Origin of the sequence: Radiobacillus deserti (assembly GCF_007301515.1) — a bacterium.
GTDB classification, from domain to species: Bacteria; Bacillota; Bacilli; order Bacillales; family Amphibacillaceae; genus Radiobacillus; species Radiobacillus deserti.
This window is the reverse complement of record NZ_CP041666.1, coordinates 1,919,657-1,936,467: the sequence shown is the minus strand read 5'-3', so window position 1 is coordinate 1,936,467 and position 16,811 is coordinate 1,919,657. Positions and strand designations below refer to the sequence as shown.

Here is a 16,811-nt window from a genome sequence, read left to right as displayed (position 1 = left end):
AAGGAGTGGGTAATATGATTCGGAGCATTTTTCTAAGTTTAGTCATGGTTCTGAGTCCTTTATGGCCATTTGGTGAGAATCCAACACCGGGTGCTCCTTTTATCATTATTAATAAACAATCTAATCAATTAGCTTTTGTAGATAATAATCAAATCGAACAAATTTATCCAGTAGCAACTGGTGCAACGAATTCCTTAACACCAGAAGGATTACACACAGTACTAATAAAAGCCGTAGATCCTTATTATAGAAAAAAGAATATACCAGGTGGGGATCAAAACAATCCATTAGGTTCTAGGTGGATTGGATTTGATGCGGAAGATACAGACGGTCGAACATATGGAATTCATGGAACCAACCGACCAGATTCGATTGGGAAGAATGTTTCTGCTGGTTGTATTAGAATGCAAAACAAAAGTGTAGAACAACTATTTGCCAAGGTTCCGATAGGGACAAAAGTATTGATTGTAACATCAGAAAAAGATTTTTGGACGTTAGCTGTAGCGTATAATGCCATCAAAAAAAGCTGAATAAATACTTCAGCTTTTTTAGGTGCTATGAAATAAATAGAGCTAATCCAGCAGATAGTGAAGATAAAATCATTGCGATAATCATGATATAAATGATGACTTTCATTCTTCTTTCCCGCTTAGATAGCTTTCTAGGTTGGTTTTGATGTTTGACAACATTCTTATTCGCCATTAAAAAACGCCCCCTTCAACCTGTTGCTAAAATTATTGTACATGGAAAATAACGATTGGACAAGTCATCTTCTGTTGGTAAATTGACATAGGGGGAAGGATTCGCTAACGTAAATGATGAAGGAGGAACGTTTATGATTCAAGTTAATGAAGATCGTATTGTAAAAGAATTTTTGGAGCTTGTGCAAGTAGACTCTGAAACGAAACACGAGGCACAAATTGCGGAAGTGCTTAAGGAAAAATTTTCAGCATTAGGATTAGATGTGTATGAAGATAACAGTAAAGAAAAAACAGGACATGGTGCTGGAAACCTTATCTGTACATTAAAAGGCAACAAAGATGTGGATTCTATTTATTTCACATCACACATGGACACTGTCGTACCGGGGACTTCCATAAAACCTTCCATAAAGGATGGATACATATTAACGGATGGAACAACCATACTGGGAGCAGATGATAAAGCAGGAATTGCTGCCATTCTCGAGGCAATTCGATTGCTTAAAGAACAAAATCTAGAACATGGAGACATTCAAATCGTCATAACTGCAGGGGAAGAGTCAGGATTAGTTGGGGCAAAAGAATTGGATGTCAGCAGACTTTATGCAAAGTATGGGTATGCGATAGATAGTGACGGTCATGTTGGGAATATTATTGTCGCGGCTCCAACCCAAGCAAAAATCCTTGCCAAAGTAAAAGGAAAAACGGCACATGCCGGTGTTGCACCAGAAAAAGGGGTCTCCGCTATAACAATAGCTTCTAAAGCTATTTCAAAAATGCCATTAGGTAGAATTGATGACGAAACTACGGCAAACATCGGTAGGTTCGAAGGTGGATCACAAACAAATATTGTATGTGATTACGTGGAAATCCTTGCAGAAGCACGTTCCTTAGAAACTTCAAAAATGGAAGCGCAAGTGGAGAAAATGAAACGAGCGTTTGAGGAAGCAGCTGAAGAAATGGGAGGCTCTGTTGATCTTGATATTAAGGTCATGTACCCAGGGTATAAACGCGGACCAGAGGATCTCGTCGTACAAACCGCTCAAAAGGCGGCTAAGAAAATCGGAAGGGAAAGCCAACTGCTAAAAAGTGGTGGAGGAAGTGATGCAAATGTCATTGCTGGCCACGGCATTCCAACGGTTAACCTTGCAGTCGGTTATGAAGAGATTCATACAACGAATGAAAAAATGCCAATATCAGAATTAGTGAAAATGGCTGAATTGATTGTCGCGATTACACAAGAAGTTCAGAAATCCTAACTAACTCTGTAAATCTGAAGAACTCATCCGAATCATCCTTCGTCCATGGAGAGGACAATAAACAAGATGGATGAAATACTAGATGCTAAAGAAAGCTGACTCAAAAGTTCATTGAGGTTAGCTTTCTTTCTAGTTATAGAAGATCTTATATCAGACCTATATAAGGGATGTATGCTATACTAGTAGGAACTAGTGTTCTAGAAAGGAGGCGATCAGGTTGTCAAAGTGGTATCCAAAAAGTGGGCGAGTCATTTTTCACGTCGACATGAACAGCTTCTATGCATCGGTTGAAGCGGCGTACGATCCATCGTTAAAAGGCAAACCTCTAGCGATTGCAGGGAACCCCGAAGAACGTCGTGGAATTGTGGTAACGAGTAGTTATGAAGCACGTAAAAAAGGTGTTAAAACGACGATGCCACTATGGGAGGCCCGTAAGCTGTGTCCTGACCTAATAGTGATGCGACCCAATTTTGACCGATACCGAAGAGCCTCCAAAGAAATTTTTAAAATCCTTTCAGACGTCACTCCGTATATCCAGCCGGTTTCCATAGACGAAGGATATATGGATGTCACAGAATGTGAAGACCAAGGTTCACCGCTGGACATTGCAGAATCGATACAAAGCCGAGTTAACAAAGAGCTGGACCTGCCTTGCAGTATTGGGATTGCTCCCAACAAATTTTTGGCGAAAATGGCTTCCGATATGAAGAAGCCTATGGGAATTACAGTATTGCGAAAACGGGATTTACCATCGAAGCTATGGCCGTTACCCATTGGTGAAATGTACGGTGTTGGATCCAAAACTGCAGAAAAGTTAAGGCTAATTGATGTGAATACGATCGGTGATTTAGTTCGAATGGACACATATCAACTAAAAAGTCTCCTAGGAGTTAATGGGGAGCGACTAAAAAATCGTGCAAATGGAATTGATCCAAGTCCGGTTGATCCTGATGCAATTCATGAATTCAAAAGCATTGGTAGTTCTGAAACACTTCCACATGATACAGTTGAAGATGACGAAATTAAAAAGCTGTTCCGTAAGCTGTCTCGAAATGTGGAAAGAAGGTTAAATCGAAAGCAAGCCTTAGGACAAACTGTACAAATTACAATTCGTTATTATGATCGTAAAACGGTGACGAGAAGCATGAAGTTACCTGATTTCATTTCGAAAGAGGACGATATTTTTAACATAAGTATGGATCTTTTCGAGAAAAACTGGAGTGGGGAACCAGTACGACTTTTAGGTGTAACTCTCCAGGATGTAGCGGAGAGAAAGGAAGTTGTTCATCAGTTAGATTTATTTACGTATGAACAAGAAGCGAGTAAGGAAGGACTATACCAAGCGATAGATAAACTAACGGAAAAATACGGAAAAAACCCGTTTCAAGCAATCCATATTGAAGACGGACATCAGCCAAAAACAAGCTTTCAAAAAGACTTTTTGGATGATTACCAGAAATAAACACCTAACCACTCAAAAAAGAGGTTAGGTGTTTTTGTTTTCCCGAACAGAAAAGACAGAAAAGTCATGTGCTATTTCCGTAGCTTGAAAAATAGATTTAGCTTCATTAAGCAAGCTGTCCGTTTCTTGATATCGTGAAGAAATATGGGTTAACACAAGTTTTGTTACATTTGCATTCTGTGCCAGTTTAGCTGCTTGCATAGTAGTGGAATGGAAATAATCATATGCGTGCTGCTCATCATCGTTTGAAAAGGTCGCTTCATGAACAAGAACATCGGAATGCTCGACAAATGAAGCCAACTCCTCTACATATCTAGTATCCCCGATAATACTGACTTTTCTTCCAGGAATATCGGGACCTATGAAATCTTTTCGATAAAGAACCTCTCCATTTTCTAACGTTATCGACTCATTTTGCTTTATCTGTTGATAGAGAGGTCCTGGTGGAAATCCACATGCACGCAATTTTTCCGGTTGAAGCTGACCCGGCTTATCTTTTTCTTGAACGGTAAATCCATAGCTAGGGATACCATGCTCCACTAGCTTACAGCTTACCGTGAATTGTTCATCCTCAAATAGTACACCTTCCGTTAGTTCCTCCACGTATAGTGGATAACGGAGCTTCGTTTGACTTATGGCTAAACTTGTTTCTACATATTCTTTCACACCAGTTGGTCCATAAATGGTAAGAGGAGTATGCCCATCTTGAAATGACCGACTGCTCAATAATCCTGGTAAACCGAATATGTGGTCGCCATGCAGATGGGTAATAAATATTTTATTGATTTTTCTTGGTTTTATATTTGTATGTAGAATCTGATGCTGCGTAGCTTCTCCACAATCAAACAGCCAAACAGAACCATTCTCAGGAAGGAGTTCTAAAGCGATAGACGTGACATTACGTTGTTTGGAAGGGAGACCTGCCCCGGTTCCTAAAAAGCGTATATCCATTATTTCCAACCTCGTTCGTATGGAATAGGGGCGTTTAGCTCCACCTTAAGTTCATCGGCAGCTTGTTTTGCCCAATATGGATTACGCAAAAGGACGCGGGCTAGAAAAATAAGATCTGCACGGTTATTTTGCAAAATTTCTTCTGCTTGAATTCCGGTCGTAATAAGTCCAACGGCTCCTGTATAAATCGGTGTTTGTTGCTTTATTGTTTCTGCTAGAGGAACTTGGTAGCCTGGATAAGCTTTTACAGGTGCGGGAATCACACCACCTGAGCTGCAGTCTATAAGAGCTACGTTTTGTTTTATTAACTCGGAAGAGAAGTAAATAAAGTCTTCCATCTGATTTCCGTTTGGATCATATTCATTAACGGATAAACGAACAAAGATTGGACCTTCCCACACGGTGTTTACCTCTTCTATAATTTCTTTTAAGAAGCGAAATCGATTTTCTCGTGTGCCACCATATACGTCGTTACGTTGATTCGTAAGTGGGGAGAGAAACTGATTAATAAGGTATCCATGTGCTCCATGAATCTCTATAATGTCGAAGCCAGCTTTTTTTGAACGGACTGCCGCATTCTTGAATGCTTGCACGGTTTCCGTAATGTGCTCTTTAGACATTTCTTTAGGTGTTTGGTATTGTTCGTTAAAAGGTATAGCGCTTGGGGCGAATATGTCACCGGAAATAGTCGCCTTCCTTCCAGCATGTGCTAGCTGAATCGCACTCTTCGCTTGATGAGCATGTATCCGCTCATTAACCATTGCTAGGCCTTCTATATGATTATCATCCCAGATCCCTAAATCACGAGAGCTGATTCGACCTTCAGGTTGAACAGCTGTTGCTTCTAACATTACTAATCCAGCTTGACCAATAGCTCTCGATTCATAGTGTGTCACATGGAACGGTTGTATCGTACCGTCTTCTGGTTCACAAGCATACATGCACATCGGGGACATGACAATTCTATTTTTTAATGTAACGTCTTTAAAGGTAATGGGACTAAATAGTTTTGTTACCAATGTATCTTCATCCTTCTACCAATTAATTATTTGTTCCTTTCTAGTAGTGCAATGTCAGGAACATCTGTAAAAATTGTATCACAACCTAATTGAAAGCACCGATTCATTTGATTCGGACGATTTACGGTATAGATAGCCAGTTCTAAATCGTTTTGATGACATTTTTTTACGAGACGCTTGTTTAATAAAGTATATTTAGCATGAAGTCGGTTTGCACCTAAGCTTTTCGTAAACGGTATCAGAAAACGAATTTTATTAGAAGTTAACCAAGCTGTAGCTAAGTCGCTAGAAATCTCTTTAAATCGTTTAATACTTTCGGAACTAAAACTAGATATGACGGTTCGAGGAATTAAATCAAAAGCTACCAGTCGATCATAGACAATTTTCTCTAAATCCTTGTAATCAATCACATTGTTTTTTAGTTCTAAATTTAATCGTAAAGGTTTATCCTGGATCCAAGTAAGGAATTCATCTAAGGTAGGGATTGTTTCTCCTTCATATTTCTCGGAAAACCAAGACCCTGCATCTAATTGTTTAAGCTCCTCTAATGTGTAGTCTTGGACGAAACCGGTTCCGTTTGTCGTTCTACGTACGTTTTCATCGTGAATGAGCACAGGGATATTGTCTTTCGTTAATTGAACATCTGTTTCAATTCCTTCAGCATGCATGTCATAGGCGAGCTTGAATGCGGCCATTGTATTTTCCGGCGCAACTTTACTTGCTCCTCGATGAGCAAAAATTTTAGTCGTCAATCGTTTCACCTCTCAGCTTACTTTCCTGCATTGATTGTGGTACATTTTAACAGAAAAGTCAATTTGGAAGGGGATGTTTGACCGATGCAGAAATGGCAATCAAAAGAGGAACTTACGGATTTACTCTATTCACTTGTACAATATCCAAGCATTACAGGAACGGAAGCAGAAATTGATTTACCAGAATACGTGTACAGCCTTTTAGAGACTTTACCATATTTTCAACAGCATTCCGAGCATCTAGAACTTCATCCCTTACATGATGGTCGACAGTTATTAACAGCATTAGTAAAGAACAATAATTCCAAAAACACGGTCGTATTACTCAGTCACTTCGATGTTGTTGGTATTGAAGATTACGGACCATACCGAAATCTAGCCTTTCACCCAGAAGAACTAACGAAGGCTTTTCTTAAAAATAAGAAGGAGCTTCCGCCGCTTGTTCAACGAGATCTCGAACAAGGCGAATGGATATTCGGTCGTGGTACAATGGACATGAAGGCAGGTTTGGCTTTACACCTTTCCATGCTAGAACAGGCCATGCAGGGTGAATTTGATGGGAATCTCCTTCTTGTCACTGTCCCCGATGAAGAAGTGAATTCCCACGGTATGATAACCGCATTACCTGTACTCCAGAAAATAAAGCGGAAAGAATCACTAAGTTATATCGCTTGTTTAAACGGTGAACCGATGTTTAGTAAATATCCAGGTGATCCTTCCTATTATATTTATACCGGATCGATTGGTAAGCTATTGCCAGGGTTCTTTTGTTATGGAAAAGAGACTCATGTTGGTGAACCGTTTGCTGGACTTAATGCCAACTTGATGATTAGCTACTTAGCACAAAAGCTCGAGTTGAGTGAGACATTTATTGAAGCAGTTGGAGAAGAGGTTACTCCACCTCCAGTTAGTCTAATGCAACGTGACTTGAAGGAAGAATACTCTGTTCAGACTCCGACTTCTGCCGTAACGATGTATAATCTCTTATATTTAAAGCAAACCGTTGAGGAGATAAACCAAAAATTAATGCATGCGGCAACCGAAGCTGCTAAGAACATTGAACAGCATTTTAATCAGAAAGTGGAAAGCTATGCCCAATATGCATCGGCATTTTCTAAACCAACTTTTTCGGTTAAGGTGATGACTTATCAGGAGCTTATTGATATTGCTAAGGCCCGATATGGGGAGACTGAAATAAAGAGAAGGCATGATTTACTAGTTAACCAACGGACACAAGGAGATCGTGATTTCTCCACTATACTTGTGCAAGATGTGGCTTCCTTATGTAAGGATTTAGCACCAATGATTATCTTGTTTTACAGTCCACCTTTTTATCCTTCAGTATCTTCTCATCAAGATCCATTGATTGAGATCGTAGTAAAGGAACTTACCCAATATGCAAAAGAGTCATACGATGTGGAATTGGAAGCTGTAGAATTCTTTCCTGGATTATCGGATTTAAGTTTTATCGGACCAAGCTCTACAGCACAGTCTTTGGATCCATTAATGAAGGATTTACCTATTCAAGGTAAAGGGTATGAACTTCCGGTAGAAATCATGAAAGAAATCAGTATGCCTATTCTAAACGTTGGCCCACTAGGAAAAGATCCTCATCAATGGACGGAACGTTTGGAATTAACGTATAGTTTTGAAAAGCTTCCATTCCTGCTAAAAAAAACGATTGCGTCACTTTTTAGATATAGTAAGAGTTGAAAGGAAGTAGGAAGGTATGACATTAAAAGATAAAACGATTATTGTAACAGGGGCATCTAGTGGGATAGGAGAACGATTAGCCCATCAAATAGCTAGTCAAGGTGGGAATCTCTTATTAACAGCACGGTCTGAAGAAAAGCTAACCAACCTCCAAACAGAACTGAAAGAGTTATATTCAATCGACTGTCGTATATATAAAGCAGATTTACTAGATTTGAATGCTTGGAAATCGGCACTGAATAAAATGATTTCTGATGTGCCAAGGATTGATGCTATCATTAATAATGCTGGATTTGGTATATTCGATAAAGTAGAAGAAGAATCCAAATGGGAAGATACGGAAAACATGTTTCGTTTAAATGTATTTGCTTTGATCCAAGGAATCCAGCAATTGCTTCCACATTTCATCTCGAACCGTGCGGGACATATTGTGAACATTGCTTCACAGGCTGGGAAAATTTCCACACCAAAGTCTGCATCTTACGCAGCTACAAAGCATGCGGTTATCGGTTTCTCGAACGCACTTCGTCTCGAAGTAGAAGATTACGGCATCTATGTAACAAGTGTAAATTTAGGTCCAGTAGCAACAAATTTCTTTCATGTTGCAGATCCATCTGGTACCTACCAGAAATCAGTTAGTAATATATGATGTTGCATCCAGATAATGTTGCAAAAAAAGTAGTTGCACATCTTTTTTCCAAGAAAAGAGAAATAAATATGCCGAAGTGGATGGACGTTGGAAGTAGGTTTTATCAAGTTTTCCCAAGCCTTGTTGAAAAAGTACTTCGGAAACAATTCAATAGAAAGTAGGGGGGATGACCGATGCAAATAACATTAACAGAAACCGCATTGAACGAAATTCAATCTCATAAACAGTCAGACGAAGTGCTGGTTATCGTTTATGATACAGATGACTGCGGCTGTGCAGTTAATGGTATTCCGTCCATTCGCTTGAATGCCGTTGATCCAAAAACGATTAACAGCCGTTACATGTAAGGAGTTCCCGGTTTTTGTTCATCCTAAGGATTCTGTATTTCTAGAACAAGATATGACATTGGACTATAACAACCAACGCTTTCGATTAAATAGTCCAAGTGGAATGCTAAATGGGTTTATTCCAAAAAACTCTCTATTTATGGAGGTTCAGATCTAAATGGGGAAAAAGAATCAGGAGTCTTCAAGTCAACCGTCCTTAAAGGATTCGTTGAATGCAAGCATACTTGAAAAACTCCAGCAAAGAAAAAAAAGAACTATCGAAACAACAAGAAATGGAACAAGAAGAAGCTCGAAAAAAGAGAATTGAAGAAAGAAAACGAAAAGAAGCCAATAAAAGCTTTGAAGAGCTTTTGGAAGAAAGTGATCAAGATTGGCAAAAATTCAAGTGACTGGTTAGTCAAAGATTAGAAATCCGAACTTAGAATCCAATAAGTTCGGATTTCTTCTTTAATTAACGGTGCTGTTGATACACAATTGGCTTCGTTATTTGTTGCAACCTTTGAACTTCGTTTTCTGTTACTCTTATGTCTTGATACGTTAGATTTTCCACCAGCTGTTCAACAGAACTTGCACCAAAGACAGCACTTGCTACCGCAGGGTGATGTAGCACGTATCGTATTGCTAAAGAAGAGGCTGGTTGGTCAAACGATTGCAATTCCTCAATAATCCCAACCAACTCGTCATAGGAATAGTCTAGGTAGCCTTTTTGGCCTTTCGCTTGCACGATTTCTTTTCCATGATTAGCCAGCATTCCTTTTCCCATTGGACCACGTGCTACAACACTAATGGAATGCTGATGGAGTAAATCGAGTACTTCCTCCTCAGGACGGCGATCTAACAAGCTATATTGCATCATCACACTGACGATATTCGATTTTTCTACGTAGGTTCGAATTACATTTGGGCGAATGGAGGAAATACCGTAATAACGCACGGTGCCTTCTTTCGTTAATTCTTCAAATGCTTCAATAGTTTCATCGATTGGGTCTTCTATCGTCCCTCCATGTAACTGATACAAGTCAATATAGTCTGTTCCAAGTCTTCGTAAGCTTTCTTTCACTTGGTTTTTTATGTATTCTTTCGAAGGATCCCAATACCATGTCCCATCTTCTTTTAAATGGTTTCCGACTTTTGTTGCCAAGACTATGTCCTGTCTTCTATCTTTTATTGCTTTTCCAACTATTTCTTCATTTAATCCTTTGTCATACAAATCAGCGGTATCTAAATAGTTAATGCCTTGTTCTAGTGCTTCATCTATCACAGCTTTTGCTTTTTGTTCATCCGTCCCTAAGCTCATACAACCTAATGCGACTTCAGAAACAAATAATTCAGAAGTACCTAATTGATTTTTTTTCATAGAAATCTCCTTTCTATCTTTTCTCTTATTGTAAAAAGATTTCCGTTCAATCACAACATATCTGATTCATAAGTTGGCTATGTTAAGATTAGCATGGGTAGTGTAGAAAAGTAGAGACCGAATCAGAAATGACTTATGCCAGTTGGCAATAAGAAGCGAGTAGGAGGAATGGAACGTGAAAAGGCTTGAAGAAAAAACAATACACACCACACCAATTTTTCAAGGGAAGATTATTAACGTTCAAGTAGATGAAGTAGAGCTTCCAGATGGTAAAACGTCCAAAAGAGAGATTGTGAAGCATCCAGGGGCTGTTGCGATAATTGCGATTACAAAAGATCAAAACATCGTAATGGTAGAGCAGTTTAGAAAGCCATTAGAAAAAAGTATTATCGAAATTCCAGCCGGTAAACTAGAACCAGGTGAAGAACCAATGACATGTGCAAAGAGGGAGCTAGAAGAGGAAACGGGATACACATCCGATCATTTAGAGTTTATCACTTCTTTTTATACGTCACCAGGTTTTGCGGATGAAATCATTCATATATATGCGGCACGTAATTTGAGTCGACTGGAAGTGCAGAAGGATTTAGATGAGGATGAGTTTGTAGAGGTAATGGAATGTTCATTAGAAGAAGCGGAACAATTAGAAAAAGAACATAAGATTCAAGATGCTAAAACAGCATTTGCTATTCAATATGTAAAAGCACAAGGATGGATGAAATGAATTCCTACTTTGTTGATCTACATATACACATAGGGAGGAACTGGCTTGGCAAAGCAGTGAAAATCACTGGTTCGAAGTCGTTAACCCTAAGCAATATTCTAAAAGAATCAAGCCGGCATAAAGGGATACACATGATTGGGATCATTGACTGTCATTCACCAGAAGTTTTAAAGGAGATTCATGATCTGATTCAAAAAGGAATGGCATATGAGAAGAAGGACGGAGGCATTCAATTTGAAGACGTTACGCTATTACTAGGTTCGGAAATCGAAATTTATGATGAGCATTGTAACGGTCCTATTCATGTTTTAGCGTTCCTACCAACGATAGAGAAGATGGAGACGTTCTCCAACTGGTTATCCTATAGAATGACCAATATTCATCTTAGTTCGCAACGGTTCTATGGGACAGGAAAGGAGCTTCAGTTTAAGGTAAAGGAATTAGGTGGATTATTCATACCAGCTCATGTATTTACCCCATTTAAAAGCTTATACGGTAAAGGGGTAGAAGCTTCATTAACAGAAGTTTTCGATCCGGATTTGATTGATGGGATTGAACTAGGACTTAGCGCTGACACGAAAATGGCGGATGCTATCGCGGAGCTCCACCGTTATACGTATCTATCAAATTCTGATGCTCACTCTCTTGCTAAAATTGCTAGAGAGTATCAAGAAATGTATATGGATCATCCTTCCTTTAAAGAATTGGAATGGGCTTTACATCAAGTAAACGGGAGAAGAGTGGTAAAGAACTTTGGTTTAAACCCGTTACTTGGAAAATACCATAAAACCGTTTGTGGACAATGCTTAAAACAAAGAAGCAGCTCAGAAGATACGTGTAGTTGTGGCACTTCCAAAATGATTAAAGGGGTGTCTGATCGAATTGAGGAGTTAAAAACGGCAACAACCTCTCCTGAGAGGCCAGAATACTTCTATCAAGTCCCATTGGAATATATTCCTACACTAGGAAAGAAAACATTGGAAAAGCTTTTGCAACGATATGGTACAGAAATGGATATTCTTCACTATAGAACAGAAGAAGAATTAAACGAGATAGCCTCTTCTAAAATTGTAGACGCCATTATGAAGATGCGGAAAGGAAAGCTTTCCATCTCGGCTGGTGGTGGTGGAATTTATGGTAAAGTAAACATATCTTCTTAATTCTATAAATACTGGTCTATTTTTTTGATATTCCTCATAGATTCTAGTAACAAGCAATATTCGAACCAGAATGGGGGATATCCGTGTACAAAAAACGAACCGTATCAGCAGACCATATAAAAGACCACGCAGCCGTTTATTTTTTCATGATTATATTATTTCTAATTGGAATTATATTCGGTGCTGTTATTGTAAACAGTATGAATTTTGTTCAAAAACAAGATTTGTTTTTCTATTTAGATCGCTTTTTTGGAAAGATGCTTGAGGGCCCTGATGTAAATAATCAGGATATTTTCGTAAGCAGCTTGTTCTACCATATTAAATATTTATTGCTTTTATTTGTTCTCGGTTTATCGGTTATTGGGATGCCAATCATTTGGATTTTATTATTTATTAAAGGAATCGTAGTCGGTTTCTCCGTCGGCTTTTTTGTTAATCAGATGGGATGGAAAGGGTTATTGTTGGCAACTGCATCCATTGCCCCTCAAAACCTTCTAATCATTCCGGTTTATTTGATTGCAGGTAGCTTAGCGATGATCTTTTCCATTAATCTTCTTCGCAAGTTATTCTCCCAAAAGCTACATCAACCGTTACTTCCGTTATTTATGCGGTATGGAACGTTCTTTTTCGCACTTTTCTTAGTAGTAGGCGTAGCATCATTAATTGAATCGTTCGTCGCAAATGAGGCGATGCAGCTTGTCATTAAATGGATTTATAATAATTAAACTTAAATTATAATCATTATAAATAACAGTTTATAATAATTTTACTTTGACACCGGTTCCGCGTCTGCTTATAATAGGATTGGAGTTAGTAGGAGGGACCGGACATATGGAACATAGAATTGATCGGATAAAAAAGCAGCTTCATGCACAAAGCTATAAATTAACCCCACAACGAGAGGCGACAGTTCGTGTTCTGTTGGAGCGGGAGGAAGATCATCTCAGTGCGGAAGATGTTTACCTACTTGTGAAAGAAAAGGCACCAGAAATTGGTCTGGCCACAGTATATCGAACATTAGAGCTATTATCTGAATTGAAAATCGTAGACAAGATTAACTTTGGTGATGGAGTTTCCCGATACGATTTGCGAAAAGAAGGGGCTGCGCATTTTCATCATCATCTCGTTTGTATGGAATGTGGAGCGGTAGAAGAAATAGTAGAAGATTTACTAGAAGATGTCGAAAAAATTGTCCAAAAAGAGTGGGGCTTTCTAGTAAAAGATCATCGTCTTACCTTTCATGGGGTCTGCAGAAAGTGCCATGATAAAGATAAAGAAGAAGATTCATCAGAATAGAAGAAACGAGAACTTGGTTAACCAGGTTCTTTTTTTATGAAATAATTTACAAACCTATAATTTTCCGTTACCTTTAGTAATATAGACGTATATTTTCGGCAACCTTAGGCATATCTTGGTAATAGAATTTCTTGTCCATTCTATTAGGGGAGTTTTGTCTATGAAGTCGGTTATTTCACTCGTTCGAGATTCATTGAAATTATTCATTATTTTCACGGTATGCACAATGCTCTTTTATTTTGGTTTAAGAGCTATACACGCTGAGTATGAAAATTATCACAAGTATGATCCTCCTGAAGGAAGAGCTGTGAAAGTCTTTGAACAACAAGATCAGTCGTGGGTGGATCGTCTATCGTTATTTTTTCGATTAGGGGAGTAGACTTGAATGAATCATGAGCTCGATGACTTTTTTCATTATTTAAAAGTAGAACGTGGATTGTCTCACAATACATTATTGTCCTATCGTAGGGATTTACAAGCTTACCAGCTTCATATGAAGGAACAATGCAATCTAGACGATTGGAAAAAGGTATCTCGGGCTAACATCACACAATACATGTACCATCTACATGATAGTGGGAAATCCTCTGCAACAATAGCGAGATCCTTATCATCTATTCGATTGTTTCATCAATTTTTAGTGCGTGAATATCAGGCACCGACCGATCCGAGTCTACATATTGAAACACCGAAGAAGGAGAGAAAGTTACCTAAAGTGCTTTCTTCTAAAGAAGTGGAAACACTATTAACGATGGAAGTGAATCATCCACTTGCCATACGGAATAAAGCAATGCTAGAGATGCTGTACGCAACTGGATTACGTGTATCAGAATTAATCTCCTTAAAAGTTAGTGACTTACACTTAACAATGGGGTTTGTGAGGACGTTTGGGAAAGGATCTAAGGAACGAATTGTTCCACTAGGGGAATTAGCACAGGAAGCAGTAGATCGCTATATTACCTTAAGTAGAACGCAACTAGTAAAGAAAACAAAGACAGATGCTTTATTCGTTAATCAGCACGGTAAGCCGTTAACTAGACAAGGATTTTGGAAGATATTAAAAGGAATTGCCAAAGATGCCGGGATTAAAAAAGAGATTACACCGCATACGCTTCGGCACTCTTTTGCTACGCATTTACTTGAAAATGGGGCTGATTTACGCTCTGTTCAAGAAATGCTCGGCCATGCTGATATCTCTACAACTCAAATCTATACACATGTTTCAAAATCACGAATAAAGGATATTTATAAGTCCTATCACCCAAGAGCTTAGGCGAAGGGTGAATGGTAGTTAAAGAGGTCTGACATCATACAACAACGAAATTTGTGATATTATAGAGAAAGATTGGAAAAGTAAATAAAGAAATGATACATAGGAGGAAATAAACATGTCTTTTAAACGAATATTCATTATTGTAATGGATTCAGTTGGAATCGGAGAGGCTCCGGATGCCGCAGATTTTGGAGATTTAGGAGCTGATACACTTGGACATATCGCAGAGCATATGCAAGGCTTAAAGATGCCGAACATGGCAAAGCTTGGGCTTAGTAATATCCGAGAAATTAAAGGAGTTCCTAAAGCGGATAAACCTGCCGCTTTTTATACCAAAATGCAAGAAGCCTCAAATGGAAAAGATACGATGACAGGTCATTGGGAGATTATGGGGTTACACATTGAACAACCATTCCGTACATTCCCAGATGGATTCCCAAATGAGCTTCTCCAAGAGTTGGAAGAAAAAACTGGACGTAAAATTATCGGTAACAAACCCGCGTCTGGAACCGAGATTATTAAAGAATTAGGAAAAGAACATATGGAATCAGGGGCTTTAATCGTGTACACCTCCGCTGATTCTGTTTTACAAATCGCAGCCCATGAGGAGATTATTCCGATTGAAGAGCAGTATAGAATTTGTGAGATTGCCCGTGAATTAACACTTGATGAAAAATATATGGTGGGGCGTGTTATTGCTAGACCATTTGTAGGAGAACCTGGCGCTTTTGAGAGAACATCAAACCGCCACGACTATGCTTTAAAACCATTTGGACGTACAACAATGAACGAACTAAAAGATGCCGGATTAGATGTAATCGCTATCGGGAAAATTTCTGATATATACGATGGAGAAGGAGTAACAAAATCGATTCGCACAAAAGACAACGATGATGGAATGGTACAAATCGTTCAAACAACAAAAGATGATTTTCAAGGGATTAGCTTTTTAAATTTAGTAGATTTTGATGCAAAATATGGGCATAGACGAGATCCTCAGGGCTATGGGGAAGCATTGGAAACCTATGATACTCAACTACCAGAATTGCTTGAAAATTTAAATGAAGAGGATTTGTTAATCATCACTGCAGATCATGGGAACGACCCTGTCCATCATGGGACAGATCATACACGAGAATACGTCCCATTGCTTGTCTATTCGAAAGCATTTGAAAGCGGTAAGGAGCTACCTATTCGTCAAACCTTTGCCGATATTGCTGCTACTGTCGCAGAAAACTTTAACATACAAGCACCAGAACATGGAAAAAGCTTTTTGAAAGAATTGAAATAGGGGGAAAACAATATGACTCATTTAGTTGAAGCAAAGGATTATATTTTAAAGCAAGTCGATCAAGCTCCGAAGATTGGTCTGGTCCTAGGTTCAGGTTTGGGCGTTTTAGCTGAAGATATTCAAAATCCTGTAGCCATTCCGTATCAAGATATCCCGCATTTTCCTGTATCTACCGTTTCCGGTCATAAAGGACAACTAGTATTAGGAAGTTTAGAAGGTCAATTTGTCATCGCAATGCAAGGTAGATTCCATTATTACGAAGGGTATGAGATGGGTCAAAGTAACGTTTCCTATCCGAGTGATGAAAGCACTGGGAGTAGAGCAAATCATTGTTACAAATGCAGCGGGTGGAATCAATGAATCCTATAATCCTGGTGATTTAATGTTGATTGAGAGGATCACATCAATAATTTTGGAACAAATCCTTTGATTGGGAAGAATGACGAAGAAATTGGACCGAGATTTCCAGATATGTCGGAAGCGTATAGTAAACGACTGCTGCAGCATGCCGAAAAGGTTGCTAATTCCTTAAACTTAAACGTTCAAAAAGGCGTTTATGTAGGAAATACAGGCCCTTCTTATGAGACTGCATCAGAGGTAAAAATGCTTCGTACGTGGGGGGGAGATGCGGTAGGTATGTCCACAGTTCCAGAAGTCATCGTTGCCAATCATGCAGGACTTGAAGTGTTAGGTATTTCATGTATTTCAAATATGGCTGCAGGTATTCTTGACCAACCATTAACACACCATGAAGTAATGGAAACAACGGAAAAGGTAAAAGAAGACTTCCTCCGTTTTATGAAAGAAATTATTCGCACTCTTCCAATGAAATGAATTTTAATGAATATAGGTGATTT

The 16,811-nt window shown here is 38.8% G+C and carries 20 protein-coding genes and 1 pseudogene; 16 read left to right on the top strand and 5 right to left on the bottom strand.

Features of this window, described 5'->3' with window-relative positions; genetic code table 11:
* Positions 1 to 14: 14 nt before the first annotated feature.
* Positions 15 to 530, top strand: coding sequence for a L,D-transpeptidase (locus tag FN924_RS10285; RefSeq protein WP_143894212.1), 516 nt, complete (start codon positions 15 to 17; stop codon positions 528 to 530).
* 25 nt (positions 531 to 555) lie between these two features.
* On the opposite strand, the gene prli42 is transcribed toward FN924_RS10285, so the two are convergent.
* On the bottom strand, positions 556 to 702 hold the full coding sequence (prli42, locus tag FN924_RS18870) for a stressosome-associated protein Prli42 (RefSeq protein ID WP_158633983.1): 147 nt from the start codon (positions 700 to 702) through the stop codon (positions 556 to 558).
* A gap of 133 nt (positions 703 to 835) precedes the next feature.
* Between prli42 and FN924_RS10280 the strand changes: the two genes are divergently transcribed.
* Complete coding sequence (locus FN924_RS10280; RefSeq protein ID WP_143894209.1) at positions 836 to 1,960, top strand: M20/M25/M40 family metallo-hydrolase; 1,125 nt, start codon at positions 836 to 838, stop codon at positions 1,958 to 1,960.
* 217 nt (positions 1,961 to 2,177) lie between these two features.
* Positions 2,178 to 3,422 (top strand): DNA polymerase IV, encoded by a 1,245-nt coding sequence (locus FN924_RS10275; protein WP_143894207.1) that lies wholly within the window; start codon positions 2,178 to 2,180, stop codon positions 3,420 to 3,422.
* Between the two features lie 24 nt (positions 3,423 to 3,446).
* Here the strand turns inward: FN924_RS10275 and rnz are convergent, their stop codons facing one another.
* From rnz to FN924_RS10260, 3 genes are read right to left on the bottom strand one after another with little or no spacing between them, the layout of a single operon-like run.
* Positions 3,447 to 4,373, bottom strand: coding sequence for a ribonuclease Z (gene rnz, locus FN924_RS10270; protein ID WP_143894205.1), 927 nt, complete (start codon positions 4,371 to 4,373; stop codon positions 3,447 to 3,449).
* Complete coding sequence (gene namA / locus FN924_RS10265; RefSeq protein ID WP_143894203.1) at positions 4,373 to 5,392, bottom strand: NADPH dehydrogenase NamA; 1,020 nt, start codon at positions 5,390 to 5,392, stop codon at positions 4,373 to 4,375. Before namA ends, rnz begins: the two co-directional genes overlap by 1 nt.
* A gap of 26 nt (positions 5,393 to 5,418) precedes the next feature.
* A complete protein-coding gene (locus FN924_RS10260) occupies positions 5,419 to 6,144 on the bottom strand; it encodes a glycerophosphodiester phosphodiesterase (RefSeq protein ID WP_143894201.1) in 726 nt (241 codons plus the stop codon).
* 84 nt (positions 6,145 to 6,228) lie between these two features.
* Here FN924_RS10260 and FN924_RS10255 point away from each other — a divergent pair, with 84 nt between their 5' ends.
* The 5 genes from FN924_RS10255 (at position 6,229) to FN924_RS10235 (ending at position 9,242) form a co-directional block, all read left to right on the top strand.
* On the top strand, positions 6,229 to 7,857 hold the full coding sequence (locus FN924_RS10255) for a M20/M25/M40 family metallo-hydrolase (RefSeq protein WP_143894199.1): 1,629 nt from the start codon (positions 6,229 to 6,231) through the stop codon (positions 7,855 to 7,857).
* Positions 7,858 to 7,873: 16 nt separating this feature from the next.
* Positions 7,874 to 8,506: an SDR family NAD(P)-dependent oxidoreductase gene (locus tag FN924_RS10250; RefSeq protein ID WP_323368601.1), complete on the top strand. Its 633-nt coding sequence runs from the start codon at positions 7,874 to 7,876 to the stop codon at positions 8,504 to 8,506.
* Between the two features lie 173 nt (positions 8,507 to 8,679).
* On the top strand, positions 8,680 to 8,853 hold the full coding sequence (locus tag FN924_RS19545) for an iron-sulfur cluster biosynthesis family protein (RefSeq protein ID WP_143894197.1): 174 nt from the start codon (positions 8,680 to 8,682) through the stop codon (positions 8,851 to 8,853).
* Positions 8,813 to 9,010, top strand: coding sequence for an iron-sulfur cluster biosynthesis family protein (locus FN924_RS19875; protein WP_143894196.1), 198 nt, complete (start codon positions 8,813 to 8,815; stop codon positions 9,008 to 9,010). Before FN924_RS19545 ends, FN924_RS19875 begins: the two co-directional genes overlap by 41 nt.
* Before the next feature lie 55 nt (positions 9,011 to 9,065).
* Positions 9,066 to 9,242 carry a YqkE family protein gene (locus FN924_RS10235; protein WP_228409421.1) on the top strand — a complete coding sequence of 59 codons (177 nt, stop codon included), beginning with the start codon at positions 9,066 to 9,068 and terminating at the stop codon, positions 9,240 to 9,242.
* A 62-nt stretch (positions 9,243 to 9,304) separates the two neighbouring features.
* On the opposite strand, the gene FN924_RS10230 is transcribed toward FN924_RS10235, so the two are convergent.
* Positions 9,305 to 10,210 (bottom strand): aldo/keto reductase, encoded by a 906-nt coding sequence (locus tag FN924_RS10230; protein ID WP_143894194.1) that lies wholly within the window; start codon positions 10,208 to 10,210, stop codon positions 9,305 to 9,307.
* Between the two features lie 175 nt (positions 10,211 to 10,385).
* Between FN924_RS10230 and FN924_RS10225 the strand changes: the two genes are divergently transcribed.
* The 8 genes and pseudogenes from FN924_RS10225 (at position 10,386) to FN924_RS19870 (ending at position 16,788) form a co-directional block, all read left to right on the top strand.
* Positions 10,386 to 10,934 carry an NUDIX domain-containing protein gene (locus tag FN924_RS10225; RefSeq protein ID WP_143894192.1) on the top strand — a complete coding sequence of 183 codons (549 nt, stop codon included), beginning with the start codon at positions 10,386 to 10,388 and terminating at the stop codon, positions 10,932 to 10,934.
* On the top strand, positions 10,931 to 12,094 hold the full coding sequence (locus FN924_RS10220; protein ID WP_143894190.1) for an endonuclease Q family protein: 1,164 nt from the start codon (positions 10,931 to 10,933) through the stop codon (positions 12,092 to 12,094). Before FN924_RS10225 ends, FN924_RS10220 begins: the two co-directional genes overlap by 4 nt.
* Positions 12,095 to 12,177: 83 nt before the next feature.
* A complete protein-coding gene (gene spoIIM, locus FN924_RS10215) occupies positions 12,178 to 12,819 on the top strand; it encodes a stage II sporulation protein M (protein WP_143894188.1) in 642 nt (213 codons plus the stop codon).
* A 106-nt stretch (positions 12,820 to 12,925) separates the two neighbouring features.
* The gene (fur, locus tag FN924_RS10210; RefSeq protein ID WP_143894186.1) at positions 12,926 to 13,390 is read left to right on the top strand and encodes a ferric iron uptake transcriptional regulator; all 465 of its coding nucleotides are present in this window, start codon (positions 12,926 to 12,928) and stop codon (positions 13,388 to 13,390) included.
* A gap of 160 nt (positions 13,391 to 13,550) precedes the next feature.
* Positions 13,551 to 13,769: a YqzK family protein gene (locus tag FN924_RS10205; RefSeq protein ID WP_143894184.1), complete on the top strand. Its 219-nt coding sequence runs from the start codon at positions 13,551 to 13,553 to the stop codon at positions 13,767 to 13,769.
* Between the two features lie 6 nt (positions 13,770 to 13,775).
* Positions 13,776 to 14,663, top strand: coding sequence for a site-specific tyrosine recombinase XerD (xerD, locus tag FN924_RS10200; RefSeq protein WP_143894182.1), 888 nt, complete (start codon positions 13,776 to 13,778; stop codon positions 14,661 to 14,663).
* A gap of 115 nt (positions 14,664 to 14,778) precedes the next feature.
* Entirely contained in the window at positions 14,779 to 15,954 is a 1,176-nt protein-coding gene (gene deoB / locus FN924_RS10195; RefSeq protein ID WP_194709649.1) for a phosphopentomutase, read from the top strand.
* A 12-nt stretch (positions 15,955 to 15,966) separates the two neighbouring features.
* Positions 15,967 to 16,788 (top strand): annotated as a pseudogene (locus tag FN924_RS19870) (purine-nucleoside phosphorylase).
* Positions 16,789 to 16,811: the final 23 nt, after the last annotated feature.

Coding starts and splice junctions, on each gene's coding strand:
- FN924_RS10285 (WP_143894212.1), top strand. CDS start 15: ATGATTCGGAGCATTTTTCTAAGTTTAGTCATGGTTCTGAGTCCTTTA.
- prli42 (WP_158633983.1), bottom strand. CDS start 702: ATGGCGAATAAGAATGTTGTCAAACATCAAAACCAACCTAGAAAGCTA.
- FN924_RS10280 (WP_143894209.1), top strand. CDS start 836: ATGATTCAAGTTAATGAAGATCGTATTGTAAAAGAATTTTTGGAGCTT.
- rnz (WP_143894205.1), bottom strand. CDS start 4,373: ATGGATATACGCTTTTTAGGAACCGGGGCAGGTCTCCCTTCCAAACAA.
- FN924_RS10255 (WP_143894199.1), top strand. CDS start 6,229: ATGCAGAAATGGCAATCAAAAGAGGAACTTACGGATTTACTCTATTCA.
- FN924_RS10250 (WP_323368601.1), top strand. CDS start 7,874: ATGACATTAAAAGATAAAACGATTATTGTAACAGGGGCATCTAGTGGG.
- FN924_RS19545 (WP_143894197.1), top strand. CDS start 8,680: ATGCAAATAACATTAACAGAAACCGCATTGAACGAAATTCAATCTCAT.
- FN924_RS19875 (WP_143894196.1), top strand. CDS start 8,813: ATGCCGTTGATCCAAAAACGATTAACAGCCGTTACATGTAAGGAGTTC.
- FN924_RS10235 (WP_228409421.1), top strand. CDS start 9,066: ATGCAAGCATACTTGAAAAACTCCAGCAAAGAAAAAAAAGAACTATCG.
- FN924_RS10230 (WP_143894194.1), bottom strand. CDS start 10,210: ATGAAAAAAAATCAATTAGGTACTTCTGAATTATTTGTTTCTGAAGTC.
- FN924_RS10220 (WP_143894190.1), top strand. CDS start 10,931: ATGAATTCCTACTTTGTTGATCTACATATACACATAGGGAGGAACTGG.
- fur (WP_143894186.1), top strand. CDS start 12,926: ATGGAACATAGAATTGATCGGATAAAAAAGCAGCTTCATGCACAAAGC.
- FN924_RS10205 (WP_143894184.1), top strand. CDS start 13,551: ATGAAGTCGGTTATTTCACTCGTTCGAGATTCATTGAAATTATTCATT.
- xerD (WP_143894182.1), top strand. CDS start 13,776: ATGAATCATGAGCTCGATGACTTTTTTCATTATTTAAAAGTAGAACGT.
- deoB (WP_194709649.1), top strand. CDS start 14,779: ATGTCTTTTAAACGAATATTCATTATTGTAATGGATTCAGTTGGAATC.